Annotated in this window: 34 protein-coding genes, 3 tRNA genes and 1 pseudogene; 15 read left to right on the top strand and 23 right to left on the bottom strand. The window is 56.3% G+C overall.

Going from position 1 to position 25532, the window contains the following annotated elements:
- Nucleotides 1-30: 30 nt before the first annotated feature.
- Complete coding sequence (locus QRN33_RS15350; RefSeq protein ID WP_285409257.1) at nucleotides 31-1104, bottom strand: 3-deoxy-7-phosphoheptulonate synthase; 1074 nt, start codon at nucleotides 1102-1104, stop codon at nucleotides 31-33.
- A gap of 609 nt (nucleotides 1105-1713) precedes the next feature.
- Here QRN33_RS15350 and QRN33_RS15355 point away from each other — a divergent pair.
- The 7 genes from QRN33_RS15355 to QRN33_RS15385 all read left to right on the top strand — a co-directional run bounded on the left by QRN33_RS15355 (nucleotide 1714) and on the right by QRN33_RS15385 (nucleotide 6664).
- On the top strand, nucleotides 1714-2157 hold the full coding sequence (locus QRN33_RS15355; RefSeq protein ID WP_285409258.1) for a GNAT family N-acetyltransferase: 444 nt from the start codon (nucleotides 1714-1716) through the stop codon (nucleotides 2155-2157).
- A 127-nt stretch (nucleotides 2158-2284) separates the two neighbouring features.
- A complete protein-coding gene (gene gacA, locus QRN33_RS15360; RefSeq protein ID WP_024012761.1) occupies nucleotides 2285-2926 on the top strand; it encodes a response regulator transcription factor GacA in 642 nt (213 codons plus the stop codon).
- A 2-nt stretch (nucleotides 2927-2928) separates the two neighbouring features.
- Nucleotides 2929-4752 carry an excinuclease ABC subunit UvrC gene (uvrC, locus tag QRN33_RS15365; RefSeq protein WP_042610377.1) on the top strand — a complete coding sequence of 608 codons (1824 nt, stop codon included), beginning with the start codon at nucleotides 2929-2931 and terminating at the stop codon, nucleotides 4750-4752.
- Nucleotides 4753-4784: 32 nt separating this feature from the next.
- Complete coding sequence (gene pgsA / locus QRN33_RS15370) at nucleotides 4785-5345, top strand: CDP-diacylglycerol--glycerol-3-phosphate 3-phosphatidyltransferase (protein WP_042610378.1); 561 nt, start codon at nucleotides 4785-4787, stop codon at nucleotides 5343-5345.
- 60 nt (nucleotides 5346-5405) lie between these two features.
- Nucleotides 5406-5481: transfer RNA gene (locus QRN33_RS15375), tRNA-Gly, on the top strand.
- A 46-nt stretch (nucleotides 5482-5527) separates the two neighbouring features.
- Nucleotides 5528-5601, top strand: a tRNA-Cys gene (locus QRN33_RS15380).
- Between the two features lie 694 nt (nucleotides 5602-6295).
- Nucleotides 6296-6664 (top strand): hypothetical protein, encoded by a 369-nt coding sequence (locus tag QRN33_RS15385; protein WP_285409259.1) that lies wholly within the window; start codon nucleotides 6296-6298, stop codon nucleotides 6662-6664.
- Nucleotides 6665-6970: 306 nt separating this feature from the next.
- Here the strand turns inward: QRN33_RS15385 and QRN33_RS15390 are convergent, their stop codons facing one another.
- Nucleotides 6971-7504, bottom strand: a complete 534-nt coding sequence (locus tag QRN33_RS15390) for a GAF domain-containing protein (protein WP_371919855.1) — start codon at nucleotides 7502-7504, stop codon at nucleotides 6971-6973.
- A 503-nt stretch (nucleotides 7505-8007) separates the two neighbouring features.
- Between QRN33_RS15390 and QRN33_RS15395 the strand changes: the two genes are divergently transcribed.
- Nucleotides 8008-8094 (top strand) — tRNA-Leu (locus QRN33_RS15395).
- Nucleotides 8095-8176: 82 nt separating this feature from the next.
- Here the strand turns inward: QRN33_RS15395 and QRN33_RS15400 are convergent.
- From QRN33_RS15400 to QRN33_RS15435, 8 genes are all read right to left on the bottom strand, one after another.
- A complete protein-coding gene (locus tag QRN33_RS15400) occupies nucleotides 8177-9208 on the bottom strand; it encodes a site-specific integrase (protein ID WP_285409260.1) in 1032 nt (343 codons plus the stop codon).
- Nucleotide 9209: 1 nt separating this feature from the next.
- On the bottom strand, nucleotides 9210-9416 hold the full coding sequence (locus QRN33_RS15405; RefSeq protein ID WP_056785291.1) for a DUF4224 domain-containing protein: 207 nt from the start codon (nucleotides 9414-9416) through the stop codon (nucleotides 9210-9212).
- A 43-nt stretch (nucleotides 9417-9459) separates the two neighbouring features.
- Nucleotides 9460-9954, bottom strand: a complete 495-nt coding sequence (locus tag QRN33_RS15410) for a hypothetical protein (RefSeq protein WP_285409261.1) — start codon at nucleotides 9952-9954, stop codon at nucleotides 9460-9462.
- Between the two features lie 48 nt (nucleotides 9955-10002).
- Entirely contained in the window at nucleotides 10003-10320 is a 318-nt protein-coding gene (locus QRN33_RS15415) for a hypothetical protein (protein WP_285409262.1), read from the bottom strand.
- Nucleotides 10317-10679 (bottom strand): hypothetical protein, encoded by a 363-nt coding sequence (locus QRN33_RS15420; RefSeq protein WP_285409263.1) that lies wholly within the window; start codon nucleotides 10677-10679, stop codon nucleotides 10317-10319. Before QRN33_RS15420 ends, QRN33_RS15415 begins: the two co-directional genes overlap by 4 nt.
- A 49-nt stretch (nucleotides 10680-10728) precedes the next feature.
- On the bottom strand, nucleotides 10729-10998 hold the full coding sequence (locus tag QRN33_RS15425) for an ead/Ea22-like family protein (protein ID WP_285409264.1): 270 nt from the start codon (nucleotides 10996-10998) through the stop codon (nucleotides 10729-10731).
- Between the two features lie 73 nt (nucleotides 10999-11071).
- Nucleotides 11072-11845 carry an ASCH domain-containing protein gene (locus QRN33_RS15430; protein WP_285409265.1) on the bottom strand — a complete coding sequence of 258 codons (774 nt, stop codon included), beginning with the start codon at nucleotides 11843-11845 and terminating at the stop codon, nucleotides 11072-11074.
- On the bottom strand, nucleotides 11842-12216 hold the full coding sequence (locus QRN33_RS15435) for an HNH endonuclease (protein ID WP_285409266.1): 375 nt from the start codon (nucleotides 12214-12216) through the stop codon (nucleotides 11842-11844). Before QRN33_RS15435 ends, QRN33_RS15430 begins: the two co-directional genes overlap by 4 nt.
- A gap of 118 nt (nucleotides 12217-12334) precedes the next feature.
- Between QRN33_RS15435 and QRN33_RS15440 the strand changes: the two genes are divergently transcribed.
- Nucleotides 12335-13117, top strand: coding sequence for a hypothetical protein (locus tag QRN33_RS15440; protein ID WP_285409267.1), 783 nt, complete (start codon nucleotides 12335-12337; stop codon nucleotides 13115-13117).
- A 9-nt stretch (nucleotides 13118-13126) separates the two neighbouring features.
- On the opposite strand, the gene QRN33_RS15445 is transcribed toward QRN33_RS15440, so the two are convergent.
- Nucleotides 13127-15196 (bottom strand): DNA cytosine methyltransferase, encoded by a 2070-nt coding sequence (locus tag QRN33_RS15445; RefSeq protein WP_285409268.1) that lies wholly within the window; start codon nucleotides 15194-15196, stop codon nucleotides 13127-13129.
- A gap of 66 nt (nucleotides 15197-15262) precedes the next feature.
- On the opposite strand from QRN33_RS15445, the gene QRN33_RS15450 reads away from it, so the two are divergent.
- The gene (locus tag QRN33_RS15450; protein WP_285409269.1) at nucleotides 15263-16051 is read left to right on the top strand and encodes a hypothetical protein; all 789 of its coding nucleotides are present in this window, start codon (nucleotides 15263-15265) and stop codon (nucleotides 16049-16051) included.
- A 7-nt stretch (nucleotides 16052-16058) separates the two neighbouring features.
- Here the strand turns inward: QRN33_RS15450 and QRN33_RS26600 are convergent.
- Together QRN33_RS26600 and QRN33_RS15455 are read right to left on the bottom strand one after the other, a co-directional pair.
- A pseudogene (locus tag QRN33_RS26600) lies at nucleotides 16059-16148 on the bottom strand (phosphoadenosine phosphosulfate reductase domain-containing protein); the annotation flags it as partial.
- A gap of 3 nt (nucleotides 16149-16151) precedes the next feature.
- The gene (locus tag QRN33_RS15455; protein WP_285409270.1) at nucleotides 16152-16916 is read right to left on the bottom strand and encodes an adenine nucleotide alpha hydrolase family protein; all 765 of its coding nucleotides are present in this window, start codon (nucleotides 16914-16916) and stop codon (nucleotides 16152-16154) included.
- Between the two features lie 76 nt (nucleotides 16917-16992).
- Here QRN33_RS15455 and QRN33_RS15460 point away from each other — a divergent pair, with 76 nt between their 5' ends.
- A complete protein-coding gene (locus tag QRN33_RS15460) occupies nucleotides 16993-17181 on the top strand; it encodes a hypothetical protein (protein ID WP_285409271.1) in 189 nt (62 codons plus the stop codon).
- A 67-nt stretch (nucleotides 17182-17248) separates the two neighbouring features.
- Nucleotides 17249-17464, top strand: coding sequence for a hypothetical protein (locus QRN33_RS15465; protein ID WP_285409272.1), 216 nt, complete (start codon nucleotides 17249-17251; stop codon nucleotides 17462-17464).
- Between the two features lie 39 nt (nucleotides 17465-17503).
- Here the strand turns inward: QRN33_RS15465 and QRN33_RS15470 are convergent, their stop codons facing one another.
- Nucleotides 17504-17905, bottom strand: a complete 402-nt coding sequence (locus QRN33_RS15470) for a hypothetical protein (RefSeq protein WP_285409273.1) — start codon at nucleotides 17903-17905, stop codon at nucleotides 17504-17506.
- 106 nt (nucleotides 17906-18011) lie between these two features.
- On the opposite strand from QRN33_RS15470, the gene QRN33_RS15475 reads away from it, so the two are divergent.
- Nucleotides 18012-18212 (top strand): hypothetical protein, encoded by a 201-nt coding sequence (locus QRN33_RS15475; protein ID WP_285409274.1) that lies wholly within the window; start codon nucleotides 18012-18014, stop codon nucleotides 18210-18212.
- A gap of 3 nt (nucleotides 18213-18215) precedes the next feature.
- Here the strand turns inward: QRN33_RS15475 and QRN33_RS15480 are convergent, their stop codons facing one another.
- Nucleotides 18216-18524 (bottom strand): hypothetical protein, encoded by a 309-nt coding sequence (locus QRN33_RS15480; protein WP_285409275.1) that lies wholly within the window; start codon nucleotides 18522-18524, stop codon nucleotides 18216-18218.
- A 318-nt stretch (nucleotides 18525-18842) separates the two neighbouring features.
- Between QRN33_RS15480 and QRN33_RS15485 the strand changes: the two genes are divergently transcribed.
- On the top strand, nucleotides 18843-19676 hold the full coding sequence (locus QRN33_RS15485; protein ID WP_285409276.1) for a hypothetical protein: 834 nt from the start codon (nucleotides 18843-18845) through the stop codon (nucleotides 19674-19676).
- Nucleotides 19677-19769: 93 nt separating this feature from the next.
- Here QRN33_RS15485 and QRN33_RS15490 read toward each other — a convergent pair whose 3' ends face one another.
- The 8 genes from QRN33_RS15490 to QRN33_RS15525 all read right to left on the bottom strand — a co-directional run bounded on the left by QRN33_RS15490 (nucleotide 19770) and on the right by QRN33_RS15525 (nucleotide 24594).
- On the bottom strand, nucleotides 19770-21392 hold the full coding sequence (locus QRN33_RS15490) for a YqaJ viral recombinase family protein (protein ID WP_285409277.1): 1623 nt from the start codon (nucleotides 21390-21392) through the stop codon (nucleotides 19770-19772).
- Nucleotides 21389-22276: a RecT family recombinase gene (locus QRN33_RS15495; RefSeq protein WP_285409278.1), complete on the bottom strand. Its 888-nt coding sequence runs from the start codon at nucleotides 22274-22276 to the stop codon at nucleotides 21389-21391. The genes QRN33_RS15490 and QRN33_RS15495 overlap by 4 nt, the downstream gene beginning before the upstream one ends.
- Before the next feature lie 156 nt (nucleotides 22277-22432).
- Nucleotides 22433-22564 carry a hypothetical protein gene (locus tag QRN33_RS15500; RefSeq protein WP_285409279.1) on the bottom strand — a complete coding sequence of 44 codons (132 nt, stop codon included), beginning with the start codon at nucleotides 22562-22564 and terminating at the stop codon, nucleotides 22433-22435.
- Complete coding sequence (locus QRN33_RS15505; RefSeq protein ID WP_285409280.1) at nucleotides 22561-22755, bottom strand: hypothetical protein; 195 nt, start codon at nucleotides 22753-22755, stop codon at nucleotides 22561-22563. The genes QRN33_RS15500 and QRN33_RS15505 overlap by 4 nt, the downstream gene beginning before the upstream one ends.
- Nucleotides 22737-22943 carry a hypothetical protein gene (locus tag QRN33_RS15510; RefSeq protein WP_130927945.1) on the bottom strand — a complete coding sequence of 69 codons (207 nt, stop codon included), beginning with the start codon at nucleotides 22941-22943 and terminating at the stop codon, nucleotides 22737-22739. Before QRN33_RS15510 ends, QRN33_RS15505 begins: the two co-directional genes overlap by 19 nt.
- Nucleotides 22940-23344, bottom strand: coding sequence for a hypothetical protein (locus QRN33_RS15515; RefSeq protein WP_064361106.1), 405 nt, complete (start codon nucleotides 23342-23344; stop codon nucleotides 22940-22942). The genes QRN33_RS15510 and QRN33_RS15515 overlap by 4 nt, the downstream gene beginning before the upstream one ends.
- A 193-nt stretch (nucleotides 23345-23537) precedes the next feature.
- Complete coding sequence (locus QRN33_RS15520) at nucleotides 23538-23966, bottom strand: hypothetical protein (protein WP_285409281.1); 429 nt, start codon at nucleotides 23964-23966, stop codon at nucleotides 23538-23540.
- A 388-nt stretch (nucleotides 23967-24354) separates the two neighbouring features.
- Complete coding sequence (locus QRN33_RS15525) at nucleotides 24355-24594, bottom strand: hypothetical protein (RefSeq protein WP_285409282.1); 240 nt, start codon at nucleotides 24592-24594, stop codon at nucleotides 24355-24357.
- Between the two features lie 448 nt (nucleotides 24595-25042).
- Between QRN33_RS15525 and QRN33_RS15530 the strand changes: the two genes are divergently transcribed.
- The gene (locus QRN33_RS15530) at nucleotides 25043-25366 is read left to right on the top strand and encodes a DUF1654 domain-containing protein (RefSeq protein WP_077571976.1); all 324 of its coding nucleotides are present in this window, start codon (nucleotides 25043-25045) and stop codon (nucleotides 25364-25366) included.
- Nucleotides 25367-25532 lie beyond the last annotated feature (166 nt).

Consider the following 25532-nt stretch of genomic DNA (forward strand, 5'->3'; position numbering starts at 1 on the left):
CGCTCTGTGTAAGCGGGAGGGCGGTTGCGATCAACGTTGGGTTTGCGCGAGGCGCCTCGCCGCGTCAGTCAACAATTGTTCCGTTGCGTCGAAGCCGAGGCAGCCATCGGTGATCGACACGCCGTAGCGCAGGGAATTGCTCAGCGGCTGGCAGCCTTCGAAGAGGTGCGATTCCAGCATCATGCCGATCAGCGAGCGGTCGCCACGAAGGCGCTGCTCAAGAACGTCGTTGAAGACTGCTGGCTGACGCAGTGGATCCTTGCCGCTGTTGGCATGGCTGCAATCGACCATGATGCGGCTCGGGATTTTCAGTCGGCTGAGCTCGGCGCTGATCTTGGCCACGCTGGTCGCGTCGTAGTTTGGCCCTTGATGGCCGCCGCGCAGCACCATGTGGGTGTCAGCGTTGCCAGCGGTCTGCACGATCGCTGGATGTCCTTGGCTATCCACGCCGAAGTGCCGATGCGGATGGGCTGCCGAACGCATGGCGTCGACAGCAACGGCGGCGCCGCCGTCGGTGCCGTTCTTGAAACCCACCGGCATGTTCAGGCCGCTGGCCATTTCCCGGTGAATCTGCGATTCGGTGGTGCGGGCACCAATGGCCACCCAGCTGAGCAGGTCATCGAAGTAGTTAGCGGCCATGGGTTGTAGCAGCTCGGTGGCCACCGGCAGACCGAGACGGATCATTTCCAGCATGAGTTCGCGGGACAGCGTCAGGCCCGTAGCCATGTCGTCAGTACCGTCCAGATGCGGATCGTAGGCCAGGCCTTTCCAGCCGACCGTCGTACGCGGCTTTTCAACGTAGGCGCGCATGACCAGCAGCATTTCCTCGCTGACATCCTGGGCCAGGCGAGCGAGTCTGGCAGCGTATTCGATTGCTGATTGCGGGTCATGGATAGAGCAGGGGCCAACGATCACCAGCAGGCGCGGGTCTTCGCCGTTGAGGATGGCGCGCACCGCCTGGCGGTGGGCATTGACCTGCTGATGCAGGGAATGGCTGAGCGGTAATTGCTGTTTGAGTTGCAACGAGCTGGGCAGACGCAGGGTCAGTGCTTCGTTGGCAGAATCGAGTGTGGACAGCGGCAGAGCGGAAACTGAAGAGTTCATGTTCGGTCTTCCTGGGCGGATGGCGGGTATTTCCCGCGCGCTCGGCCCTACTGGGGTGTTCGACAAATGGCCGTACTGGCTAGGGGTGTGTGTTTGCCACCTGTGGGTGACCGATCGGAGGCGGCAGGCTGTCCCGAGCGGAGGCTGGTAAATCGCCAGGCGCTAAAGCTGTCGTAACGGTAATAAGTGGCGTAGTTCATGATGTAATCCTCGAATTGTCTGGTGTGGTGCTGGAAAATATTGGGCCTGAAAAAACAAAACCCCCGATCGGGAAGCCGACCGGGGGTTGAGAAATCTCTGGTAGGCGACCCGTTTTTCATGGGCGCCGTTTGGGTATCAGGCGCGCCAGTGGCTAAACCAATACCCAAAATAAAAACTGCCAGGAGCGCACACGTCATTCACCCGGGCAGGCGCAATCGAGCGCGGGGCGCTGGCGATGCGTGACTGTGCGAGGGCGTTGAACATGGTTTTCTCCGTTGAGTGCGCCGAGCTTACTCGACGCTGGTGCGCATCAGCAATCAGAAAATGCTATTACCAGTTGAGCGAAAGCGCTATCGCTGGCAAATGATTCGGGTTGAGTAAATTTTTGTGGTTATGGAGGGGGGCTGAATGAGCTACCGAATTCGGCATGCCACCGATGATGACCTGGATTTCGCGCGGGGCCTGACCTGTCGCAACATGCTGCGCTATTACATTGACCACGATCTGTTGTGGCAGGACGAAGCGTTCGACGCAGGCTGGCACTATCGTGACAGCTGGTTGATTGTCCGGGACGAAACCCCGATCGGGTTTTTCAGTCTGAGCCAGGATGCGCGGGCGCTGTACGTCCGCGAATTGCAGATCGATCAGGCGTGGCAAGGGCAGGGCGCCGGTTCCTGGGCGATTGATCAGGTTATCGGCATGGCCCTTCAGGCAGGACGACCGGCGCTGCGGTTGACGGTGTTCGATAACAACCCGGCGCAAAAACTGTACGGGCGCAAAGGACTGCGGATCGTCGGCAGGGATGAGTATTTCCTGAGGATGCAGCTCGATTTAAGTACAGCTGTGCTCTGAAACCCACAGCCGGCAAGCCCTCAATGACGAATTGAAACTTTTTAAATGCGGCTTTCCGCTAGGTCTGTCAGGCACTTTTTGCTAAGGTGTCCGGCATCCCAATAAGACCATATCGCGAGGTGTCTGCTTGATTAGGGTGCTAGTGGTCGATGACCATGATCTCGTTCGTACAGGCATTACACGGATGCTGGCCGATATCGATGGCCTGCAGGTGGTGGGTCAGGCCGAATCAGGTGAAGAGTCCCTGATCAAGGCACGGGAGTTGAAGCCTGACGTCGTGCTGATGGACGTCAAGATGCCAGGCATCGGCGGCCTCGAAGCCACGCGAAAGCTGCTGCGCAGCCATCCCGACATCAAGGTGGTTGCTGTCACCGTGTGCGAGGAAGACCCTTTCCCGACGCGTCTGCTGCAGGCTGGCGCCGCCGGTTACCTGACCAAAGGGGCAGGCTTGCCGGAAATGGTCCAGGCCATTCGCCTGGTGTTCGCCGGCCAGCGCTACATCAGTCCGCAGATCGCCCAGCAGTTGGCGATCAAGTCCTTCCAGCCAACCAATGACTCGCCATTCGATGCCCTGTCCGAGCGGGAAATCCAGATCGCATTGATGATTGTCGGTTGCCAGAAGGTGCAGATCATTTCCGACAAACTGTGCCTGTCGCCGAAAACCGTGAACACCTACCGCTACCGCATTTTCGAGAAACTTTCGATCAGCAGCGACGTTGAGTTGACGCTCCTCGCGGTGCGACATGGCATGGTGGATGCCAGCGCCTGACCATGACCGAAATATTTGATTCCAGTGCTTTCCTGTCCACCGTCAGCGGTCGCCCCGGCGTCTATCGCATGTTCGACAGCGAGGCGCGTCTGCTGTATGTGGGTAAAGCGAAAAACCTGAAGAAACGCCTGGCGAGCTATTTTCGCAAGACCGGGCTGGCGCCGAAGACTGCTGCACTGGTCGGGCGCATCGCTCAGGTCGAAACCACCATCACAGCCAACGAAACCGAAGCGCTGTTGCTGGAACAGACGCTGATCAAGGAATGGCGCCCGCCCTACAACATCCTGCTGCGTGACGATAAGTCCTATCCCTATGTTTTTTTGTCGGATGGGCAGTTTCCACGCCTGAGCATTCATCGCGGCGCCAAAAAAGCCAAGGGCAAGTATTTCGGCCCGTACCCGAGTGCCGGTGCCATCCGCGAGAGCCTGAGCATCCTGCAAAAAACCTTCTTTGTCCGTCAGTGCGAAGACAGCTATTACAAGAATCGCACCCGTCCATGCCTGCAATATCAGATCAAGCGCTGCAAGGCGCCTTGTGTGGGCCTGGTCGAGCCTGATGTCTACGCCGAAGACGTGCGCCACTCGGTGATGTTCCTTGAAGGCCGCAGCCACGCGTTGACCAATGAGCTGTCCACGGCGATGGAAGAAGCGGCGATCAATCTCGAATTCGAGCGTGCCGCCGAATTGCGCGACCAAATTGCTTTGCTGCGCCGCGTTCAGGATCAGCAAAGCATGGAGGGCGGCACCGGTGATATCGATGTCATCGCGGCCTTCGTCAACCCCGGTGGCGCCTGTGTCCACCTGATCAGCGTGCGCGGCGGGCGAGTGCTGGGCAGCAAGAATTTCTTCCCCCAGGTCGGCATCGAGGAAGAAGTTTCCGAAGTCATGGCGGCCTTCCTCGGCCAGTACTACATCAGTAGCCCCGAACGGGATCTGCCGAGCGAATTGATCGTCAACGTGGTTCACGAGGACTTCCCGGCCCTGATCGAAGGCATCCATACCTTGCGCGGCCGCGAATTGGCGATCAGCCACCGGGTGCGCGGTACGCGAGCGCGCTGGCAGCAACTGGCCGTGACCAACGCTGAGCAAGCGTTGGGCGCGCGTCTGGCCAATCGTCAGCACACGGCTGCGCGATTCGACGCGCTGGCCGAGGTGTTGAACCTCGACGAGCCGCCGCAACGCCTGGAATGCTATGACATCAGTCATTCCAGCGGCGAGGCGACGGTGGCCTCGTGCGTGGTCTTCGGGCCGGAAGGGGCAATCAAGTCGGATTACCGCCGCTACAACATCGAAGGCGTCACCGCCGGCGATGATTATGCGGCCATGCACCAGGCGCTGACCCGCCGCTTCAGCAAACTCAAGGACGGCGAGGGCAAGTTGCCAGACATCCTGCTGGTCGACGGTGGCAAGGGCCAGCTGTCGATGGCCCGTGATGTCCTCAACGAACTGGCCGTGCCCGACCTGATCCTTTTGGGCGTCGCCAAAGGTGCCACCCGCAAGGCCGGTTTCGAAACGTTGTATCTGAATGATGCAGCCCACGAGTTCACATTGCGCGGCGATTCGCCTGCCTTGCACCTGATCCAGCAGATCCGCGATGAGGCGCATCGCTTCGCGATTACGGGACACCGCGCCCGCCGCGGCAAGACGCGCCGCACCTCAACGCTGGAAGGCGTGGCAGGGGTAGGGCCGACCCGGCGCCGTGACCTGTTGAAACATTTTGGTGGATTGCAGGAGCTGTCTCGTGCAAGCATCGAAGAGATCGCCAAAGCCCCGGGGATCAGTAAAAAGCTCGCTGAGTCGATTTATGCGAACCTGCATAGTGAGTAGAATGCCCCTTCACCTCGTAGCCAGTTGTGCCGATGAATATCCCTAATCTGATTACCGTTCTACGCGTCCTGCTCATCCCGATCTTCATTTTGCTGTTCTATCTGCCTTACGAATGGAGTTACATGGCCTCCGCCTCGGTGTTCGCCTTCGCGGCCGCCACCGACTGGCTCGATGGTTATCTGGCGCGCCGACTGGAGCAGAGCACACCCTTCGGTGCGTTTCTCGATCCGGTCGCCGACAAGCTGATGGTGGCTGTCGCCTTGGTCCTGCTGGTGCAGGAACACGGCAATCTCTGGCTCACGCTCCCCGCAGCGGTCATCATCGGTCGTGAGATCGTGATTTCGGCGCTGCGCGAATGGATGGCCGAACTCGGCGCCCGGGCACAGGTGGCAGTTTCGAATCTGGGCAAATGGAAAACCGCGGCGCAGATGCTCGCGCTGGTGATCCTGCTGGCCCATCCAAAGGCGTTCAGCTTCTGGGTCGTGCTCGGTTATACGCTGCTGATGGTCTCTGCAGGGCTGACCCTGTGGTCGATGGTTCAATACCTTCGCGCCGCCTGGCCGCACCTGAAGACCGATGTCGAAAAGAAATAAAACTTTTTTGAATCAAGGGGTTGACGGGGCTTCTTAATTCTATAGAATGCGCCACACCAAGCGGGAATAGCTCAGTTGGTAGAGCACGACCTTGCCAAGGTCGGGGTCGCGAGTTCGAGTCTCGTTTCCCGCTCCAATTTGTACAGTGTTTGTTGTTGCGCTACTGACAGCGAATACTTTGAGGCCGAGTAGCAAAATGGTTATGCAGTGGATTGCAAATCCACCTACGCCGGTTCGATTCCGACCTCGGCCTCCACTATCAAAAACCCCGTAGATCAATGATCTACGGGGTTTTTTTTGTCTTTCGAAACTTTGAAATTCGACACATGTGCAGGAGTTCCGAAGGTGTGTTGATGACCAAGAGCGCAGCTGAGAGCTGTCAACCGGGCAGGTCAACCTGACCTTGTATTCTGCGAGTCGCAACGGATTTGAATTTTCATGCAGCAGGAGACGATGAAGGTACGTAATGCTGCTATATTCTGACTTTGATTGGGTTAAGTCGATCCAGTCAGTCACCTGACCGCAGGGCGAGGATCCATAACGTCCGCTTACAGAAAGCAAGGTGCAGAGATGAAAAAGGAGGGAGCAATCATTACGGACGCAGATTTCAATAAGCTTGCATCATGGGCATCTATAATTTCATTGGCTATCACTGTACTGTCTCTGTACTTGATCGGAAGTATTAGGAATAATATCATCGAGTCTAGGCGAAAGGGCAGATTGAGAGACCTCTTTTCTGATGTGGCGAGGATCCAGGATGATGCTCTTCCTATGTCGAATGCTACTAAGAGTAAATTTCAATCCTTGGATAGAAATCTTCCATCTGCTTGGCCACTGTATTGGTCTAAGAAAAGTATGGCATTGCGGGGAATAAGAAATGCAATTCTCGCAGGTGAAATTGCTTCGGTTAAAGAGGGCATAGAGGACTATAAGTCCCATTGCGAAGACCTATGAACAAATACGAAAAACTTTTTGATGATATTGCTACTAAAACCCATAATGGCGATTTGAATTGGAAGCAGATCAGTAAGACGGCTCATGCCGATCTGATATTCAACCCTGATATGTCATTTCGACAGTATGCCACCGTATACAAGAAAGGTGGTAAAACCTACGAACTTGTTTTCGTAGAAAAGAAAACTGATGATCCTCATCATGACTATGCCTTCCAGAAATATATCCCTGAGGTTCTCGTTGTGGGTCAGAATAACGAGCTTGTCACAACGTTAACGGATTCTGTGATCGATAGGGATCAAATGATCGATCTGGTAAGAACGATCGAAGAGAATAGTGATTCTCTTAGTGGACTATTTGATTAATTTTCTGTCTTGAATTTGTTCTCAGCAAGGTCCTCTTATCGCCTGGGTTCAGCCTAATGGCTAAACTCGAGCTAGCAAATATTCTACTGTCTGAAAACAGGGGCTGTGATAAAGGGGCGAGCCACTACGTAGTTAGATTGCAATTGAGCTAGTTATTTACTTAGCTTTAGAGCGAACATTGCAAATCCACCTACGCCGGTTCGATTCCGACCTCGGCCTCCACTATCAAAAGCCCCGTAGATCAATGATCTACGGGGTTTTTTGTTGTCTGCAAGAAAGTTGGGTAATCCTCGACCATTGGCAGGGCTACTCAGTCAGGCACGCCCCGGTCTTGATATGGGTAACGCCCTCAACAGTCAGATTCGAGAAAAAGATACAGCCGATAAGCCGTGCGAACAGCGTCAATGTTTCTGCCATATCCGGGTTGTCGAACAGCACAGACCTTGAATCCAAAGCACACAGTGCGCCCCACAATCTGCCATCCGGCAGGAAAACAGGCGCGCCTGCGTAGCTCTCGATCGAATACTGCTTCACCACAGGACGTGACGAAAGTCGTCCATCCTGGCTGATTTGTGGAAGGAAGAGGGCTTGAGGATTTCTGCGAAACTCACTGCAAAGCGTGGTTTCCAGATCCAGCGTATCACCGACGTTTATCCCCAGTTCGATCGGATCGTAGGCGGAACAGACGATCCACTCGGTTTCCGTGAATTTGGCAATGCCGGCAAAGCGCGTACCGGTCAGACGGGTGACAAGCTGCAGGATGTTGGTGGTCGCTTCGATCTCGGCGATCGCGGAGCGCTCCTCGGGGCTCAAGGACGCTTTGAGAACGGTGTCACTCATTTGCATAGGGTCAAATCTCCTGATTGCTGGTACATCCCTGAGCTGGGCTCTGGTGACGTGTTGTGGAAGTCAGCGCCCGTGGGGGCGGGGTCGTGGTGAAAGGTGCAGGCTTGTTTGGTCCAATCGCTGATTCCGGCGTCATCGTTTAGCGTAGACACCTCGGCGAGTTATGGGTTGCTTCTTCATATCGCCAACGCAGAAAAATCTCTGGCCCGGTATGCGAAAGCAGTGGTAACCTTCTGATCTTATTGATTTTTCGCATGAATTTCGTACCCGGTTGCCTCGATTTACCGGCAGCTTCGGCTCTACTTCAAGCACGCTTCGTAGCTCAATGATTCCAATGACTTTTTGCTAATCAGTCGCCAGCAAGATTTAGTCTTCAAATCGACCACTGCGAACTTGCTTCACCGGGACGTCATGTATATATTCCCCGCTCGGCTTTTCAAGCAGCCATCCTGTCAGGATCGCAACCGCAAGGCTGAGCAACGCAACACCGCGCTACCGCCCGAATGGCGAAACTGGTAGACGCATGGGACTTAAAATCCCCCGCTCGTAAGGGCGTGCCGGTTCGATTCCGGCTTCGGGCACCATCTTAAATCAAGGCTTTGCAGGCGAAAGCTGATGCAAGCCCTTGTATGTTTCTGGTCCGCAATTCTTGACTTGGTCCGCAATTCACTTAGTGGGCATGACCTTTTTGCCCTTTCGATTGCGGATGTATTGCTCGGTCATCACCACCGTCGTATGCCCAAGTTGATCTCTGGCTTGCAAGATATCACCACTGGATTCCGCCTTATCGGTACCCGCCTTGGCGCGCAAGTCGCGCATCTGAAACTCCGCTTTCGGCACGCCGGCCGCCTCCCTGGCCAAGTCGAATCTCCTGCGCAACATCGCCACCGTCATCGGTGTGCCGTCCTCCGTAACGATCAGCCGCGTCGAGCGGACCTTGTGTTCTGACTTCCGGGACATGATTCTATCAATCAAAACCTTCAGCTCCCCAGTTATCTCGATCCGACGCTTCGCCTTTGTCTTGCCCTGCAGCACCCAAATCTGCCCGTCGCGCACGTCGCGCTCGTCCATCAGCCGGGTATCGGTCACCCGTTGCCCGGTCAGATAGGCGAGGTCCATTGCGTCCTGTAGGCCCACGTCTGCCTTGTCGTGCACACGCTTGAACAGCGCATCTTCGACATACGTGTCGCGCCCGGTTTCCTTGTTGCCCTTGATGCCCGCGCATGGATTGGCAAGAGAGGTGTAACCCTTGTCCCGAGCGTAATTCCAGATGGCGCTGAGCAGTGCCTTCTCGCGGTTAGCGCGCACCGGCGCGGCCTTGCGCCATGTCAGGTACTGGCGTACGTGCAACGGCTCGATCGTTTCCAGCGGCGCGGGTGGGTCATCAAAGAAAGCGATCAGGTTTTTTAGCTCGCGCTTGTTGTCAGCCTGGGTCGCCGTGCCTTTGGTGGGAACGACGTCGACCACGTATTTTTCGGCGACGTAGCGGAACGTGATGACCTTGGCGACCAGATCGGTTGCGGTGCGATCACGCTCAAGCTTCGCGTACTCCATGATCGCCAAGCCGTAGTCGCTGCCCAGCGGAATTTCCTTGCGGTCCTTGCCGCCCGTGTCGTAGTAGTAAAACACTCGGCCGCTGGCTTTCTTGCGTTCCCGCAGCCTGGCGATCGAGCCGGGTTTACTTGGTCGTCTTCCCATGTCAGCTGGCCTTACGTGATTTCCATACGGGCTTTTCAGATTCAAATGCGCCGACGGCGGTGACCGCCATCGCGGTGACGCTCGGCCAGCCGTTCACTTTAATCGTATGGCGGACGCCGTTTTTTTTCAGGTTGAGGATCTGACCTGCCTTGGTCCGCGCGCCGGTGAGCTCGCAAACCTCCTCGTGAGATAGAAACTGGATGGTCATGTGATGCTCCATGCCGCGCGTGGCGGCAGAAGGTGGTGATGGGTTATGCGCCGGTCTTGGCCAAAACTGCGTCGATCCGCTGCACAGTGACGTGCCGCGAAACCTTTTCATCGGTGTCGAACCAGTCGGGCGCGCCGGTCTTGATTGCGGTGGCGAGGACTTGTCGAGACTCACGGAGCGTCGCGACCAGCTCTTCATGTAGTTCGCGTTCTTCACGGCCGATTTCCCAGAATCGCGTTGCCCAGTGATCGGATGGCGGCGGGTTGCTGTTTTGCGCGCCGAGGGCCAGCGCTCCGACCACACCGTCCAGCAGGTCGCGCTTGTAGGCGTTGTCGCCGTCGATGCTCAGGCCGTTTCGGCGCAGAGCGTCCAAGGCATTGTTCAAGTTCGACTTGGGCGACGGCAGCACCAGGTCAAAGTCTTTCTTGCCGGGGCGGCAGGCCACCATCAGCAGCTCGCAATCAAGCGGCAGGTGCTGAGCCATATCCGTGATGGCTTCGATAGCAGCGTCGCGGAATGCATTCTTTTCTTCGGACATTGGGATACCTCGCCCGCCGCTGGCCGGCAGGCTGTTGAGTGGTTGGGGTCATTGCTGGATGAGTTCGGCGGGGACTTTCACCGCGGCGCCGCGCTTGGCGAACAACACGGCGCGGAACACTGCGATGGTTCGGGTATCGCCGGGCTGGCGGTTGAACGGATCGTTTGTCGCGTCGGCCAGCCACGGGTGCCGGTGACCAACATCAACCCAGACGCCGTACTTCGTAATCAGTTGCTCGGCGTCGGGCAGGGCGAAGAGATCCAGCTGGCCGGCGGCGGGCTGCTGATCACCCTCGATCGCGTTGATTGCCCAGTCCAGCGCCGGGCCGGTCAGTTCCTCGGTGCGGACGCTGACCGTGTGCTTCATCGTGCCCGCGCCTTGGCGCGCTCTGACAGTTCGCAATTGGAAGCCAGCTTCAGCAGGTTCCTCGTTGTCGGCCTGAAACGGCCGGTGTCGGGGTAGCCTTCGAGGTTATGCCCGTCAGGGTAAGCCTCAAACGATCCATGCCAGGCCCAGTTGTTACGCCAGTCAGCCCACACCGTATAGGCTTCCAGGCCGTCGCCCCAATAATCAGTGCCGCCTCCAACACTGAGGCAGTGCCTGACACTCGAACGCTGCTCATACGCCAGTTCAGAATGCTCGTCATCACGCCAAGCCTTTCTGTACAGGGATGGATGCAATTCAACCAGTCGCTTGCTCAGTTTCTTTTCGATGCGCGCTTTCATCACCGCGGCCCCTTGTAGCAGTACACGTAGGCGAACCAGGCGAGGGCGATCATAGTAAGTCGGCTCCTGCGTCGAGTAGGCTGTCGCGGTCTTGGCGCAATGCTTCGTTTTCGGCGATCAGTGCCAGCACTGCGGCAGGGTTGGCGGCGGCAATGAATGCCGCGTTCTTCAAGTTGTCCGGCCCCTGGCAATCGACAATCACAAAGCCGCTGTTCAACTGGTCGCTTTCTGCCGACATGACCTGTCGCGCGCCGTCGGTGCACCACTTGCCTTTCGTGGCAGCCTCAGCCAGTTGTTTCAGTTTTGAATGGTCGCTCATCCGATCACCGCCTTTATGGTCAGTACCAATGGAATCCAGAAGAAGAGGGTGCAGCCGAGTGCGCACTTGGTGATCATGGCGTCACCCGCTTGAACTCGACGACCCAGACCCACGGGTTGGCGTCCCAGTCGCCGCCGGTGGAGTTCCACAACTCCTTCCAAGCCGCCGGGTACCAGTCTCGGTAATTCGGCGAAACGTCATCGCTTGCCAGTTCCGGCGGACATTGCAAGCCTTCCGCCCGGATATCGGCGCGGCTGATGTCCTGCAAGCGCTCCACGCGCACGTCGGTGATCTCCAGCACGATGCGGCAGGCCCAGCGCGGCATGTGGATGCTTGGTGTCCAGCCCGTCCAACCGGAATTTGCCGCTCCGCGAAATCCATGGTTTGGGTCTGGCTCGAGGCATCTGTAGGGATGCTCATGTGTGTAATGGACTGGCGGGTAGTCTCCGTCCGCTCGGTAGATCGTTTGATAAGTAACTCCCGGAGGACCTGGAATTCCGGCCCGGCCTGGCTGTGAGTAGCGATCAATAACTTGGACCGGATGCACATCCTGCCAAGCCTCACGCACCCACAGTCGTTCGCCGCGACGGCCGTATGGGCAAGGCGCGAACTCTTCCAGCTCCTTGGCGCACTCCGCTTCGGTTGGTCCGAACACGCCGAAACCGTAGCGCGGGTCGCGCTGGGCAATGGCCATCCAGCGATGGCGCTCGCCGGCAGCAACGGTGGTGTCTTCAGTTGGAACCTGCCAACCCTTCACCGGCCGCCGCGTGACCGTCTTCCGGCCATCCAGAATGGCGCGCACCATCGGGGCCGAGAACAGGATCGGCCGTTCCTTGATAGCGGTCATGGGTTCACCTTTTCGAAGTAGAAGACCACCGGCGCGCCAGTCTCAGCGATCAGGCCGTACGACTTGGCGAGCCGGTAGATTGGGTGGTAGTTGTTGAGGCTGTTGACGTGTCCGGCGATCCACTCGCGCCAGGCTTCCAGAGGCATGGCGTGCTTGCTCAGGTTGCATGGGATGCAGGCCGGCATCATGTTGGCGAGGTTGTGGTTTTGTGGGCTCAGTGCAGGAACCAGCTTCGCCTCCTTGCCCCAGTTGCGGCGAACTGCTTCGAGGTGATCGGCATGCCACCGGTCACCCAGCAACACTCCGCAATACGCGCAATGCCCGCCGTACTTCAGGCGCACGTGCTCGCGCTCAGCTTTCTTCAGGCGCATAGGTATCCTTGCCGCTATAGCGGCTGACTTTGAAGGGGGAGGGAATTGTTAACGCCATCGCGAATCTGGAGCGCTTCAGGCATGATCATCTTTGTTTTCAAACTCGGGAATGATAAGCATGAAAAAAGTGATTGATAGGGATGGCTTTATTCTTGCTGTATTACCGGTTCTGGCTTTCGTAGTGTCCCTGATTTTCGAAATGGGCTATGCAGACGCTTTTGGTTATGATTATTTTTTTATTGAAATAGATCTCAAGGGTATGGTGGTGGCGCTTGTTTGCGTGATTTTTGTTTTGCTGCCTCTAATTATCTTTTTGTATGCTTTTTTATACTTGATTCAATCTGATTCAAGGAAAGTAAGGGTTGCCGCGTTGCCAATGTTGTATCCGGTGTTTTCGATGTTGTTCCTATATATCACCGGCTTTCAGTCAACAATAATGAAAGGACTACTCCTGATCTCGCTTTGTTTTTTGGGGTGGACCCTGTTGAAGCTATTTTATAAAGCTAGAACCAATGGTTGGACACAGGTGCTGGGTGACTACGCTGACGCTGAAGGGGTGAAGGATCGAGCTAAGGTAGGAGGATCTGACAAGGGTTTGATGCTTAAAGACTACATTTATATGGCCCTGACGATAATTGTTTTTATTCTGCTAGTCGTATTTATGATACGAGGCATAGGGTTTGGTGTTGCTCACTGGAAGACAAGTTATTCGACTGTTAACCGTGATGGTGAGGAGCTTGCGCTCGTTGCGTCATATGGAGATGTTTTTATTGCAGCGGGCGTCTATGATGACAAATTCAATTCTAAAATAACAGTTATCCCTAAGGACTCAGACTTACTGAAAGATATAAAATCAGCACGACTAGATAATTTTATATCTTCCGGTCTCTGGTTTAGGTGAGTTCATCGTTTAGGCAGCAACGCGCCGCAAGCTTAGTTGTTTCCAAGGGTCGTTCGCCCGTGCCAGTGCAGCCATAGGCGGCGGGCTGACGCTGTTGCCGCACATGTGCACCTGCTGAGTTTTGGTGAACGGTTTGCCGTCGGCGCCGTGGCTGATGATATAGTCAGCGGGAAAGCCCTGAGCCTTGTACAACTCTGCCGGTTGGAGCATCCGCAGGCAGATGTCGACGATCACATAGGGCGTGCCCTTGATAGTGACGGTGACCAGGCCCAGCCGATCCTTGGTGGTGATGGTTGGCGCTGGCGCGTCTGCGGCGCTCATGTTCTCGGTGCCGTAGTAGCTGATCAGGAATGCAGCGACCCTCAGCGCACCGGCTTCAACCTCTGGCGAGAGCTGCAGCTCGACCAGCGAGCTCTTGCCGCCGCCGCCTGCTGTGATGGTCGGCGCCGGTTCATCCACGCTCTGGCCTACGCTGGCGCCGAACTGGCGTTCCATGAAGGCAGTGACCAGCCCGTGATGAGTGCCGCCGGCGCTTATGGTGTGCAGCGGATCGGCGGTGTCCCGTGCATCGCAGTTGCCGCGCAGGTGCACCAGGTTCGCCGTCACCAACTGCTGCTGGCTTCCGGTATTGGTCACCGTGGTCATCGGATCGTCGACGCTCTTGGCGTCGGTGGTGTTGAACCCGCCGTTCATCTGGGCCATGAACACGGTTGAGATACCCATGGCGTGAGCGGCACCGGCCGGACGCTTGTAGTCGCCGCCGCTGGTGATCGTCGGCAGCGGCTCATCAAGCGCCTTGCCTTCGTCCGCAAACCGGAACTTGACCAGGTGAGCGGCGGCGACTGAATGCCCGCCGCTCGCAGTAACTGTGCCCAGCGGGTCACCGGCAAACTTGCTGCCGTCGCCCCAGCGCTGAACGCCGCCCGGCTTCCCTTCGCCGTGCGCAGCCGTGACCATCACCGGACTGATCAGCGTCAACTCGCCGCGATTCGCACACGTCACAGTCGGCAGCGGGGCGTGGGGATTGTTGATGCGATCGCTGCCCTGATGCGTTGCTGGCGCAATGATCGGGCTCGCCATGGCGAACGATCCGCCGCGCGGCCAGGACGTCACCGTGCGCAGTGGCTCATGGGCAGACTGAACACTTTCGCCCGACCAGTTCGCGATCGGCACGATGAATGGGTCAGCGGCATCGATGACGAACTTCTTCATGCCCTTGGAAATCCGGCGCAGGGTGGCGGGTGCCAGCGGCTTTGCCCGATCGAAAATGCTTTTGCTCGGGATGGTCCAGTCGATGCATTCGGCGGCGGTGCGCCATTTCTGCTGGCCCTTGGCGGGGTTCTTCGCGTGGGTCGGCTCGGGCCACACAATCGGCTGTCCATCGCAGCGGGCGATCATGAACAGCCGCTCACGGCTGGTCGGTGCACCGAAGTCGCAGGCCTTGATGACCCGCCATTCGACGGCGTAGCCCAAACGCTGCAGCTCAGCGACGAACACTGCCCACGTTTGCCCGCGGCGTTTCGGGTCAGGCACCAGGAACTGCTGGTGAACCGGCACGACTTCGCCAGGCTCGGCGATGGCACCGCCCAGCTTCATCACGCGGCCGGTCGACTTGCAGCGCTTGGCGATCAGCGGCCCCCACTGGAGGATCTGTTTCACGTTCTCCAAGCTGATGACGCGAGGCTTCTTCTTGCCAGCCCACTTCAGCCCGATCCACGACAGATTCCGGATCTCACGCTTGCGCGGTTGGCCGCCGGCGGCCTGGCTGTGATGCGTGCAGTCCGGCGACATGTGGAACCAGCCCACGGCCTTGCCGCCACACTCGGTGTCCGGATCACCGTCGAACACGTCGGTGGTGTAGTGCACGGCGCCCGGGTGATTCACGGTGTGCATGCTGATCGCCTGCGGGCTGTGGTTCTTCGCGACGTTCACCGCGCGGCCCAGGCCCATCTCCAGCCCGGTACCGGCACCGCCGCCACCGCAGAAGAAGTCGACAACGATCTCATCGTCCTGAGTGCTGAAGCCGAGTCCGTATTGAGTTTTGAAATCGAATGGGTGTTTCTTCTGTTGTGCGGACATAGGGGATCCTCGTCGAGCGTCTTTGGCTAGGGCATAATCGAGCCATGAATTAATGGAGAGCGAGTTTTGAAAAAGGATTGGACAGTCTGGGGTGGTTGTATTGGGCTTTTTCTTTCGGGGGGGGTCTACTTCAATATCCTTCCTAAAATTACTTGGGCACAGGCTTCGATAACTGATTTCGTTGGAGGCTTATCTGCTATAGCGGCTGCTGTTGCAGCATGGGCTTCATGGAGGGCCGCAACAATTGCTAAACGGTCCGCTGAAGACAATAAGGCATTTTCAAGAGCGCAGTTATACATAAGCCATCGTGCAGATTTCGGAGAATTACTGGATTACGTCGCAAAAGAATTACAAGTAATTTTTTATAGGAAGAATGAGCTGTATAAAAAATTGTTCCCGAATAATCATTATTCTGGTGAGGTTTTTGATTCAAAGGGTAGCGAAGAAGTTTTTGACTCTTGGAAGGCCCAGTACGCTGCCATTATTGAGCGAACTGAAAAACCTTTGAGCGATTTAGAATTTTATGATTGGATTAGTGATTGCATTGATCTTTTGAGCGAGATGCACTACGAACATGCACGTCCAAATGAACCGCAGATATGTTTTTGGGCTTTTATGGAGTACCCAGTTGCCACGGGCTTTACAAGTAGTCCAGCCCGACATGTCTTCAATATGTCTGAAGTAATGAGCCGGATACGCGTGTTTTGTGGTCGTGACGAAATAGAGCCATGTCTGCTAGAAGGGCAGGCGTTCGAGGCGCACTATAAATTGTATTACGAGAATATACGCAGTGGGCATCAAGAACATTATGTTGGGATGCCAGGCGAGCCAATGATTCCGAGCGTAGATGATTGATTGGATTTCAACCGCCACAGAAGCACGCAATTGCCTCGTCGTGATCGGCGAACATATCGAAATGGGTGCCGGAGTAGTCGAGTATCTGCTGGTAGCTAATTCATCCACTGCAATAGCCTGAGTCGCACTCAGTTGGGAACAACTCCATCTGGTCGCGCGGCCTGGGTGCTGCTGCCCATTGCACGACAGCGCGAATACCAGCGGCGCCTTTGCGGCGTGCCGTGCGAAACATTACTCGGGGCTTTCCCTTCCTGGTGAAGCCCAGGTCTTTCTCTGTAATGTCGATCAGCTGTATCCGATCCTCGGAAAGCAGCCGTATGTCGTCGATGTTCGCGTTGATGCACGGGTAGCACTCAAGCGACCGGTGAGGTAGTACGTCGAAGCCGGCCCGGTGGAGTAGGGCGTCACGCATTACATCGTCGTGCCGAACAAGTGGCTGCCACAGTTCACGTCCGCCATGCCGCTCTGATTCCACAATGTGTTCCTCGGCGTTCGAACGGTGCCTGCTCTCGCTGCGGCGCACGCCGGTCATGGCTGTTGCCTCTTTGTCTGGGTCGTTAAAGTCGAGCCATTCCAAAGCTGGAAGCACCTTTAGCTCAGCCGTGCAGAATTGGCCCTGCCCACCTGCACCGGGCCAGCCGCGCTTGCGCTTTACCAGTTCGAGCATCCCCTCCGATTTGGTGCGGGCTGTGGTGAATCCATATCCCTGGGCAAGTGCCTCTCCTTCGGCTACACGGTCAGCCCACCAGGATGCGGACCAGCCGGTGTCTGAGTAGAGGCACACGACATCCTTCAGGCCGCGCTCATGAGCCCACTGGATCAGGGCGATGGAGTCGTTCCCGTAACTGCAGAACAAAACGTGCATAGGGGATCCTCGCCGGCTGGCGTGATTCGTAGAAGTGGGGTATGTATTTCTGAACTCACACTGGCAGGAGGCCGACATGAGGTTGCAGAGCGATGTGGATGCGTTAGCGGCTATCGAAGAGGACGCTAAAGCGATGCTGAAACGGATAGGGCTGCCTGACGATGCAGTGAAGCTGGAGGTGGTCGTGTTCCTTCGGGAGGTGATCGACCTGGCCAGCTACATGGATTCGGCGCATCGAGTCGTTGAGCCGCCGACTTTCGTCTGAGCTCGCGTATCTCCGACCGTTGCGGTATTTGTGTTAGGCCCGGCATGGAGCCGGAGAGGAGAGCAAATTGACCAGACAAGAATATTTCTACGAGTGCGCCCGACTTTCAGCAGTCATGGGCGAAAAATCTGACGCAATCGAAGCCTTCAAAGCTAAAACTCCTGATTTGCTGGATGATTCGATTTTCGAGGAGTTTGATGCTCTTCAAGAAGAACTGGCGGTTGCAATCGGCGCTTGGCAGAGCTTTTGTGACACTTACAAAAGTCAGATTCCTTGCCAATAAGTTTCAGTCTCAGCCCTCAGCGCAGCAGGTGAGGGCGGGTCAGGCGCGCCGAACCTTGAAGTGGAGCATCGCCTTGATGCTGTGGCAGTAATCCTGAAGCCGCTCGTAGGCCTTGTACTTGGCCTGGCTTCGAGTGGCTGCCCAGACTCTGACCAGATCTTCGCGAGCCTCCCGGTTCCAGTCGAGATCACCCCAGTCATGCTTGAACGGCAGGACCAACCACTCTTTTAGCGGCAACGTTTCGGCCATTTCGCCGTACTGCATTTCGTGGGTGGGGTGGTAATTGCCGATGCGCTTCTTTGGGTCTTCGTCCAGCACCACGCCAATGTAGTGGCCGCGATCGGCCAGGATAACGCCGGGCTTTCCGTAGGCGATGACGCGGCGGCCAATCTCGGCGGGCACCTGATAGTGCTGCCGGACGTATGCGCAGTTGTGGGTCATGGATTATCTCCAGTCAGGCGCCGCCCTCCGTGACCGGTGGTGGCGAGTTATGAGTTTGTGAGCTATTGCTTGATGGCCCGGCATGCCGCCGGATTAAGGAGTGGTGATGAGTAACAACGCGCAAGTCGAAGCGATCGAACATCTGTTGATTGCGGTGCTGAACAGCACCATCTCTAACGGCGTGCCCAAGAGCGAGCTTCTCGAACGGGCGAACGCATCTTTGTTCGGTAGCGATGGTCCCGGCGGCCCTGAGCAAAAAACAGAAGCCGCGGAGTACTTGAAGTACATCGGCTCCCGTCTGAGATAACGATCAGTCCTGAGTGATTCGGCCGGCTTCGCGCTGGCTGAACTGCTGAAGCTTCCGCGCCACAGATGGAGAAACTGTGATTTCGTGTCGCGGAGGTGTCAGCAAGGGAAGTGCTCCGCCCGGCCCAAGTCCGTGCAGGTGGTGAATCATCAGCGTGATCGCCTCGCCCTGTTCCTCGATGCCGCTCCATGCCATCAGCTCAGCAAGTGCTTGGCGCGTACCGGGCAGGCAGTGCAGCCTGATTTCCTCTTCGCCGCGCCCCTTCCTCTTCGCCGCGGCTTTCGCTGAGCGATCTGCATTGCTCTTGGCCATGGCCTACCTCTTCAATTCCGCCGGCCGGCAAGTCCAGCCAGGTCAGTCGTCTGTGCTGTTGCGCACGGCTGATGGTCGCGTCACGGAGGGACGTGAATTTCATTTTGTACAGTGGATTATCATGTTACGTCCATTTTCGGTTGGCATCCGGTGGTGCTGTCGGACGTATTCGCAGAGCATCTGGGCTGATGAATTTCCACGATCAGGCGCCCCGGCCACTGAGAGACAGCATGGTCATGTCGGGTGATGGCAAATTGCGATTGGAAATGTTGCCAAACGTCACTATCATCGCGTCGCCTATGTCGAGGACGCTGCGTAATGTATATCGCAATTATCGCTCTTATCACCCTTCAGATATTCACTATAATAATCGCAATATATCTATATGGTTTAACAAGAAAAAAGAGGGACGATAATGTTGAGCCTTATAGTCAATTTTCGATAGGCGCTTGTGCGTTAGGTTTTGCGCTAGTAATTTTATTTTTGTTTTATATTTTTGTTGGTGATGAATTTAAAGTATCTGATAATTTGGGCCAGGTTGGAGATTTCGTAGGAGGGCTCACTAATCCAGTTCTTAGTTTTATTGCGCTGGTAGTTCTTTTAAGGACTACGTTGATTCAAACTGTTGAGACTCGAAAAACTTCTTCGATAATGCTGGAGCAACAAAGGCTTTTCGAGCAAGAGCGATTCGAGTCAAGCTTTTATAAATTACTTGATAGGTATGAGGTTTCCGCGGAAAAGTATTGGAGGAAAACCCCCGAGGGGGAGGATTATACTCGGGGGATTAACAAAGTATTAGAATTGAAAAAGCAGAGGAGTGAGGTTGACATTCTTCCTGCAAGAAAAAGAATAAAGGAGATTGGTAATGCAGCAAGGAGGCATCTCGGTAATGACAGGGATAAAAAAGCAATTTTAAGGGCTCTTCAGGTTTTTGCTTTTGTGAATGGGTCAAGCCTTTCTCTGAAAAGAAAAAAGTATTATTTTTCCTTGCTTCTTGACTCGATGGAGCCGTGTGAGATTGTTATGTTTATAACGATGGCTTTTATTTCTCCAAAAACTCGAAAGAAGCTAAAAGCTTATTCCCCGGCCGCTACCTTGAAGAGCGAGTTTTTCGTTTCGCAGACAGTTTGCAGCTACTACGGCGGTAGTTAAGACTGCGGGAAGATCTATCATTACCGCTTGAGATCCCGCAGCTCATCAAGCTCCTGCTGCGTACCGCTTTTGAGTAGGTCATCGCATTTATGATCATGCGGCCACCTTGACTAGCTTCACGCCTGCCAGGCTGAAATTGGTGCCCTGGGCTGCGACCATCGCGTCGAGCTTTTCCCAGTCGACGGTCAGCACCGAAATAGGGGCTTGGCCGTAGGCGACAGCTTTGATCAGCGACTCCAGATCGAACACTTCGGCCTGCAGGTTCACCGGCGCCGCGGTGGCTGGCTTCGAAGCAGGCTGAATCGGCGCGGCGGCTTTCACCGGTGACGGGTTTGCGACTGTTGCAGGCTCAACCGGTGCGTTGGCTTTCGCTTCGTCCGCGACTCGCTTCAGCTCCTCCTGACGAATCTGTTCACGCTGCGCTTCGGCTTTCTGGTCCTCCGCCTTCTGGTGTTCCGATATCCGCACCTTGATCAGCGCGACCAAGTCTTCATTCGCTTTCATCACCAACTGCTGGACGTCGTTGAACAGAAACAGGTAGTCGGCAGCGAGCTCGTCCAAGCTGGCCAAGTTGGTCCGGATGCTGTCGCCGATTTGGCTCGCGGCGATCTTCGCCCGGGCCAGCTCGGAGTCGGCGGAGTCGCGCAGACTGCTGATCGTCTTCTTGCCTTTGATGGCCCCGGCGAAATCCGCAGGCACTGCCGGCATGCGCGCTTTACCGCCCAGTGAAGTGTTGATCTGGTCGATGTGCGTCTGAAGCGCCTTGGCTGCGGTCATGACAATATCTTCGCGAATGCTCAACTTACGAGCCTTCACCAGCTTGTCGAGCATCAGGCGCTTCGCACGTGCTTCGGCACGGATCTCGTCAATGGTACGGAACAGGGCGTCGATGCTCTCGGTTTGGCTCAGGGCGTGCTGCTTCGCAGCTTCCAGCCGCTCCTCGACATCACCGCACCACTTGACCGTTTTTTCTGCGTCGGCGAAGTGCTGATCAGTTTCCAGTTCGGTGTTGATCGAGCCGAACACCGCCAGCGAGTGTGCTTTGAACTGCTCCAGGTTGCTGGCGGTAACCATCCCGGTCACTTCTATGCGCAGCGCTGGCAATGATTCGGGCGTTTTGCCGACCGCCTCAGGCACCGCTTCAGCTGGTGTGAAGTCCAGAAGGTCCGCTTGAAACTGTTTCCAGCCTGCGACGAGTGTCGCGGCACGACCCGGGACCGGTGCGTATTCCATCGAAACGAAGTTTTCTCCGGTGCCGTCGGAGCACACGAAGATCACTTTCTCGGCGCCGCTCACCAGCAGCTGCTGTTCAAGCTGCCAGTAGTAGTGGGGGTCGAGGCTGCCGGCACGAACGTCAGCAGCGAGCTGCTCATTCCACATTTTGTGTTCGAAAAGTACGTCGCCAAGGATCGTGCAGCCGTCGAGCGATGCGAGCAGATCACCTTCGGTGCCGACCACGGGAAACAGATCCTCTCCGATTCGCGCCTCGAGGATCGGTCGAGCGAGCGCCTCCGCTTCGTGCCCCTTGTCGAAAAGGTTTTTCTGCACCCACCACGACACGTCTCGATCGAGGCCGGTCTTTTTCGCGTGCAGCAGTTCGGTGCGCTTCATCTGTTTCGAGGCGCCCATCATTGCCGGCGCTTCTGACGCGGTGAAGTAATTGGCGCGGAGCGCATGCCAGGCGTCGGAGCCCTGAGCGACGTTGTGAATTTTCATTCATGGTCTCCTTCAAGTGGCGCAAGTGCTTTGATCTTGGCGACCTGCTCTTCGCTCAGGGTGAATTTGCTGCTGACGGTTGCGATCAGGTGATCGGGAGCAGAGCGGCCTGCGTCGACCGCGATCTGCCACTTTGGCAGGTTCTCTGCGAGCTTATCGTCGGGGTAGGGCGGGAGCTCAGCAGCGGCCGCTCCGCGCGCCGGCGATACATCGCGAATGGTTGGCGATGTTTCTTCCAACTCGTCGGGGCTGTAAACGCCGAGGATCACGTCCGGGCAGTACAGACGCGACCAGCGCTTGGTGGCGAGGTACGCCAACTGCTGGCGAGGATCATCCGCCCAGAGCGTGCTGTTTCGGGTGCGAGCCTGGGCCAGAAGCAACTCAAGGACGCGAGGCTCGTCTTCGCCGCGGAAGGTCGCCCAGACCTTCACGCCCAGCCCTTGCTCGTCCTCAAGCTTCCAGCCAGGGACGCGGTATTCGCCTTTGTCACCGTTCTTGATGGTGAATTTACCGATCACCTTTTCCCACGCGCCGTACCACTCGTAGTGAAGGCGATCCAGTACCGGTGCGCAGGTGGTGATCACGGCGTTCACCAACTGTGCCTCGTATCCCAATACGCCGTTCACCAGGTGCGTTTTCTGCGCCACGGCGAATGGGTTCATCTTCCACTGCATCGACTGCATGACGACCGCCAGACAATCCGCCGGATTGCCGTTGAAATGCTTCGGAAGTGTGGCTCGGCCGGTGGCCATGACTTCGGCCAAGCGCATCATTTTGTCCAGGCTGTCGCCGTCCAGAACCAGCGCGCTGGTGCTTGTTGCCGCGTGCGGCAGGACGTGGAGATTTCGTTCGTGCGCCACCGGCGCTACGCTTTGAGCGGACATGAGGGTTCCTTGCCGCGCGGTGCGCAGCGGTTGAATGCTTTGTTTATTGAGTGATGCGATCGGCGAGGGCGCTGAGCAGCATCAGAAAGGTGTACACGCCGATGGCGGAAAAGGATCCGCGCCTAATCAGAATGCGGCGTGCTCGCTGTACGCTCGTCATCGGAAAACGTGGTCGGTGGTGGAGCGCGGCACCTGGCACGGCGCCGAGCCTGAACCGTCAGCGATGACGCCGTAGGCGCCTGCGCCGGCAATCAAGATCACAACGAGAAACCAGTACAAGAGATTCATGGCCGAGCCCTCACCGCGATGCGTCCGCCCTTCATGGTCACCGACAGGCGCTGCGGGAGGTTGTCGACCAGATCCTCGCGCTTGCGGCCGATCACTTCATTGAAGGGCAGGCCGAAGCCGAGAATCGCAATGCGGCGCTCTATATCCTCGAGCTGTTCATCGACCAGCGATTTCACGATTGGGGTAGCCATGACGACTCCTTGCGCCTTGCAACAATCTTGTTGAGGCGTCCGCAGTAGTGGTTGAATTCTTCGATGGTGATGCGCTCGTCGGTCATCATTTCGCTGATGGTTTTCTGAATCATCAGCGACCAACTGATCGGCGTTTCTGGGTGCTGCAAGGTCTCCAACTCTTCGCCAATAAGGACGTGCGGACTCAAAACCCACACTCCTGCTCGACGAGATCGCTTTCGCGCTTGGTGTCGCGGTATTCGTTGGCGTGCACGGCAACCAAGTCGGCGGCGAGCGACCGAACGATTTGCGGATCACCGCCGACGGCTTCAATGGCCCAGGTGTGCAGAACCCCGCCGTCTTGCCGCCTGATCAGTTCGATCAGGATTTTCTCGATGTACCGATCTGGGTCTGGGTTCGCAGCCATGTAATCCGCCAGCGCCTCCGGCAGGTGGTCTGCGTTGACCAGAACCTTACTTCGGCCTACTGGATTTGGTGCCTCGACGTGGCGCCGATAAAGCAGATCGTCGATCGACTCGGTCAACCATTCCTGACCTGCCTCCGTGTCGAGAAAGTCGTCTTCCGGGATGGGCTTGCGTAGAGCTGACATGGTCGTCTCCAGAGTGGCGGGGTGTTGATCCAACAAAACTTGGATGCACTCATCCGCTCCGCTGTTTGCCGTTGGGCGCGGAGGGGAGTGCATTCGGGATTGGTCGGTAGTTTGATGACTAGCTGCGCGGACTCATTGCGGTACGACACGCAGAAAAAAGCCCGCGAGAGAGGCGGGCTTCAGTAGGCAGTCTTCAGAGGCAGTCGGACTTGCCTATCTGAAACTCAACTATCGGTGAGCTGGTTGAATCCTTATACAGAAGGTTAATGGAAAGACCCGTTTTTACGAACTGTCCTAAACCTTTCTCATTGCAGAATGCAGAAACTGCAAGCGCTTTGGCGTCCGCGGTGAACTCATCGGTATCGATTTCGTCCTTCGCTACTTTTGTGAGTGTGTAAGAGATACGCATGACGTCATCGCTGTAGGTCACCGAGTCGATGCGAGTTGAGTCATCAGATGCTTTTCCGGACTGAACACTCATGATCAGCGCGAGCCCCTTTAGCTGGCGTTCACGCTCCTGCATTTTCTCTTCCGGAGCAGTCTTCGCATGCCATACCTGTACCAAGATAAAGAGCAAAGTCACTGCAGAGAAAAATATGATTATTCCGCGATTCTGTTTCAACTGGGATTACCGTAGCAAAAGGCCATTACTTATTTGACCATGCCCGCGGGACCAGCTCAAGTTACCCGAGCTGCAGGTTACGTCTCCGGCGCCGAGTTCCACGGCCGTGTTCAGTTCGCCAGCGCTCGATAACAACCGATTCTGGGATTTGATGCAGGTGGGCGGTTATAGGCCGCAGTTTCGTCCGCATCGGGGTGTGATTTGGTAGGGATTCGAACCCAAAAGAATTACGTCTATTTCGGCAGCGCTACCTAGTCGACACCACCCCGCACGCAGGGCGCCCCTGATCCGCCGAGGCAAACTCCAAATCACACCCCGATGCGCTCTCATAGAGAGGATCGGGCACAAAAAAGCCCGAAGTCATCGGGCTTGATTTGCTCAGCGATTTCTATCGCCTGCTGCTGGGCAGGTCCATGTAGCTGACAAACAGATATTTTCCGCTACCCATGGCGAAATACAGCCAGCCACGCTTCAGCTCCGGATCGTCTTCCGAGGTTCGAGCCTCGTTCCAGCAGAATCCTGGATCAACCTCAGCGCCACGATGCTCGTCGACAATCCTTTCAATGTTCCATCGGCCGAATTCGCCTGCTCTGGCGATCAGTCGCTCCATGAATTCGCTGGCTTCCACTTTGACCTCCAATCTGTTTTCGATGTGATCAGTATTGCATGTTCGATTTCCAATGCCGCCTCATCGAAGCGGCATCAGTAAATCTGTGGTCTTTCTCCGCACCCGCTTACCAGGTCATTCACTCAGTTCGGTCAACACCTCGTCCGCCGTCGCAGTGGGCTGCGCGTTGGCAGGCTTTCGGGCCTGTCGGATCGCCGGTCGCCGGTAGAGGCAAGTGCGGTTTTGTTCATCGGTTTACTGACCTCCCACCGATGGAGCCGGGAGTGACCTAACCGGACTGGCCGGGTAGTCGTTCATGGCGCTGGTTGTTAAAGAGCGGCGGGTCTGTTGAGGCCCTGTCCAAGTGCAAGTGGACTTGCATTTATAAAAGCATGCTGGTGTTTTGAATGCAAGCAAACTTGTGTTTATTTTTAATACTGTATGTGCATCCAGTAGTCAGGAGTTGGGTATGAGTAGCCAAGAAAAGAGCCGGTCGCAGAAGGATCGCCAAGTGATAACCGGCCTGGAGCGGCTATCGCTCAGGGTGTCGTCGATGATCAACCACCCAGTTGCTCAGATTCAGCGATGGGTGACGATCCATCGCTTGGACACCGATGGGGGCAGGGAGTGGGAGGAGGTGATGGGACTGCTTTCGGAGACGGAATGCATAGACATGACATTCAATGACGACGAGTCGGTAACGCTCAGGTGGGATCCTCAAGGCGAGGAGCAGCGAGTCGCCGAGGTGGAAAATTTGTTTGAAGTGGCGATGGAGCAGACGGCTCCTTTTTGATAGACGAAAAAAAGCCCGCTATCGAAGCGGGCTTTTTGATTGAGTTTAAAAACTAGAGGCAGACGGTATCGGTACGACTTCAGAGAGAACTTCGAAACCGTCAACAGACCGAGGTACCTTTGCCTTCAAGTGCTTGAAATTTGGCGAAATACAAACCTTGATTGCG

The organism is Pseudomonas sp. FR229a, from assembly GCF_030209115.1.
Taxonomy (GTDB): domain Bacteria; phylum Pseudomonadota; class Gammaproteobacteria; order Pseudomonadales; family Pseudomonadaceae; genus Aquipseudomonas; species Aquipseudomonas moraviensis_A.